Raw genomic sequence first — 3,029 nt, forward strand, 5'->3', positions numbered from 1 at the left:
CCGGACCCCGACCCCGGCCTGGTCCTCGGCTGACCCCGCCCCGCCCGCGTGGCGCCGCGGCCTCCATGATCGTCTGCGGTGCACGAGGGTGACACGCCGTCGGTGCCGCCGCTGAACCGCAGACGATCAAGGCGAACCGCTTGGCCACCCGGCAGCGAGGCGCCCAGCTGCCGCGGGGAGCGGAGCGCCGAGGCGGGGAGCTCAGAGGCGGATGCCGAGGAGGGCGTCGACGGTGTCGGCGAAGAGGGTGGGGCCCTGGGCGTCGTCGGCGACGCCGGCGAGGGCCTGCGCGGCCCACTCGTCGGCGACCGCCAGCGCGCCCGGCGTGTCCAGGTCGTCGGCAAGGCGGGCGCGTACCCCGGCCAGCAGCGTGGCCCCGGACGGCCCGGCGGGGACCGCGGCGGCCCGGCGCCAGCGCGCCAGGCGCTCCTGCGCGGTCACGAGCAGGTCCTCGGTCCAGGACCGGTCGGCGCGGTAGTGGCCGCTGATCAGGGCCAGCCGGACCGCCATCGGGTCGACCCGGTCGGCCCGCAGCCGGGAGACGAAGACCAGGTTGCCCTTGGACTTGGACATCTTCTCGCCGTCCAGGCCGATCATGCCGGCGTGCACGTAGTGGTCGGCGAAGGGCGCCTGGCCGGTCAGCCGTTCGGCGTGCGCGGCGGAGCACTCGTGGTGCGGGAAGAGCAGGTCGTTGCCGCCGCCCTGCACATCGATCCGGTCGCCGAGCAGGTTCAGCGCGATCACCGCGCACTCGATGTGCCAGCCGGGGCGGCCGGCGCCCAGCTCGCCGCCGGGCCAGGACGGCTCGCCCTCCCGGGCGCCGCGCCACAGCAGCGGGTCGAGTGGGTCCCGCTTGCCGGCCCGGTCCGGGTCGCCGCCGCGCTCCGGGAAGATCTCCAGCATCTGCTCCCGGGTCAGGTTCGACTCGTACCCGAACGCCGGGGCGGCGGAGATGTCGAAGTAGACGTCGCCGGTGCCGTCGTCGAGGCGGTATGCGGCGCCGTCCTTGAGCAGGACGAGGACCTTGTCGGCGATGTCCGGGATCGACTCGACCGCGCCGACGTAGTGCGCCGGCGGGATGATCCGCAGCGCCTCCATGTCCTCCCGGAACAGCGCGGTCTCCCGCATGGCCAGGACCTTCCAGTCCTCGCCGTCACGCTCGGCCCGCTCCAGCAGCGGATCGTCGATGTCGGTGACGTTCTGCACGTAGCGCACGGTCACGCCGGCGTCCCGCCACATCCGCTGCACCAGGTCGAACGTGATCATCGTGGCGGCGTGCCCGAGGTGGGTGGCGTCGTACGGGGTGATGCCGCAGACGTACATCGAGGCGGCGCCGTCGGGCTCGCTGGACTGGACGCCCTGCCGCGCCGAGTCGTACAACCTCAGCGGCACGCCCACACCCGGCAGCCGTGGCACCTCGTGTCCCACCCAAGACTCCATGACCGTCAGCCTAACGAGCCGCCCACCCGCCCGATGCCGCCCTGGGCGTGATCAACGCGACAACGGCTCACATCGGCGGCCAGGGCATCGCCGGCCAGTCCTCCGGCGGCTGGGGGAACCGCCCGCTCTCCCGCAGCCGGTCGACGCGGGCGGCCAGCTCGGCGACCTCGCCGATCGTCAGGTGCTCGGCCAGTTCCTCGCCGAGCGGTCCGGCGACCTGACCGGCGAGCGCGTCGAGCATCTCCACCGCGTCGGGCGGCAACTGCCGGCCGGCCCAGCCCCAGAGCACCGTGCGCAGCTTCTCCTCGATGTGGAAGCACACCCCGTGGTCCACACCGTAGATCCGGTCCTCCGGCCCGATCAGCACGTGGCCGCCCTTGCGGTCGGCGTTGTTCAGCACCGCGTCGAGGACGGCGAGGCGGGCCAGCCGAGGGTCGTCGGCGTGCGCCAGGGCGTACGCGGCGCCGTCGTCGTCGCGGGCCGCGGCGACCGGGAACCAGCGCGGCGGCAGGGCGTCCGCCGGCACGAACCCGACCAGCGGCTCGCCGTCCTCCGGCTCGTCGATCCAGAGCTGGCACGAGCCCGGACCGAACGGGCCGTCCCGCAGCACCGTCGGGGGCACCAGGTCCCAGCCGGTGGCGCGGGAGACCAGGTAGGCGGCCACCTCGCGGCCGGCGAGCGTACCGTCGGGGAAGTCCCAGAGCGGGCGCTCGCCGCGTACCGGCTTGTAGACGCAGCGGGCCGTCACCCCGTCCAGGCTGAGGATGCCGCGCAGCGTGGTGTTGGAGGCGTCGACCAGCCGCCCCTCGAGGTCGAGCTCACCGTCGATCAGCAGGCGGAGAGCGACGGCGCTGTCCTGTCGGGGCTGGAGTTCCGACGAGGTCACCGGTGATAACCGTTGTGCCGCGGACAGAGATGGCCGGCCGGGTCCAGCGGCTGACCGCAGAGCGGGCAGGGCGGGCGGCCGGCGTTGACCACGCGGCGGGCCCGCTCGATGAAGGCGCGGGTCGCCTCGGGGGTGAGCCGCACCCGCAGCCGGTCGAGGTCCTCGTCCGGCTCGTCCGGCTCCTCGTCGGCGTCCTCGTCGTCCTCCACGTCGCCCAGCTCGACCTCGGCCTCCGCCTCACCGACGGCGATCGCCTCGATCACCACGGTGGCGGTGTCCACGTCGAAGGCCAGGCCCAGGGTGCCGACCCGGAACTCCTCGTCGACCGGGGTGTCCAGCGGGTCGTTGTCGCCGGCGGCGGGGGTCGTCTCCGGCAGGTCCACGCCGAACCGGCGCTGCGCCTCGGAGAGCAGCTCCTCCAGCTTCTCGGCGAGCAGGGACACCTGGACCTTCTCCAGCGCGACGCTGACCAGCCGGCCACCGCCGCGCGCCTGGAGGAAGAACGTACGCTCCCCCGGCGGGCCGACGGTCCCGGCGACGAACCGCTCCGGCGGCTCGAAGGCGTGCACCTGGTGGGTCATACCCACGACCCTATCCGGCGGGTGGAGGCGTCGCGCACCGCACCGACGGTGGTTCCGCCCAGGGCGAAACGCCACCGGCCACGCCGCGGCGCCCCGGGCGTGGCGACGCGGCTCACCGGGCC

At 74.4% G+C, this 3,029-nt stretch carries 3 protein-coding genes; all 3 read right to left on the bottom strand.

What is annotated here, in order from left to right; translation table 11 throughout:
• Positions 1 to 201 precede the first annotated feature (201 nt).
• Entirely contained in the window at positions 202 to 1,440 is a 1,239-nt protein-coding gene (gene mshC, locus JNW87_RS36745; RefSeq protein ID WP_109804440.1) for a cysteine--1-D-myo-inosityl 2-amino-2-deoxy-alpha-D-glucopyranoside ligase, read from the bottom strand.
• A gap of 67 nt (positions 1,441 to 1,507) precedes the next feature.
• Positions 1,508 to 2,326 carry an SCO1664 family protein gene (locus JNW87_RS36750; protein WP_109804441.1) on the bottom strand — a complete coding sequence of 273 codons (819 nt, stop codon included), beginning with the start codon at positions 2,324 to 2,326 and terminating at the stop codon, positions 1,508 to 1,510.
• Positions 2,323 to 2,907 carry a DUF3090 domain-containing protein gene (locus JNW87_RS36755; protein ID WP_109804442.1) on the bottom strand — a complete coding sequence of 195 codons (585 nt, stop codon included), beginning with the start codon at positions 2,905 to 2,907 and terminating at the stop codon, positions 2,323 to 2,325. Before JNW87_RS36755 ends, JNW87_RS36750 begins: the two co-directional genes overlap by 4 nt.
• Between the last annotated feature and the right edge of the window lie 122 nt (positions 2,908 to 3,029).

This window comes from Micromonospora sp. ATA51, assembly GCF_016802855.1.
In the GTDB taxonomy this organism is placed as follows: Bacteria; Actinomycetota; Actinomycetes; order Mycobacteriales; family Micromonosporaceae; genus Micromonospora; species Micromonospora sicca.

Coding starts and splice junctions, on each gene's coding strand:
- mshC (WP_109804440.1), bottom strand. CDS start 1,440: ATGGAGTCTTGGGTGGGACACGAGGTGCCACGGCTGCCGGGTGTGGGC.
- JNW87_RS36755 (WP_109804442.1), bottom strand. CDS start 2,907: ATGACCCACCAGGTGCACGCCTTCGAGCCGCCGGAGCGGTTCGTCGCC.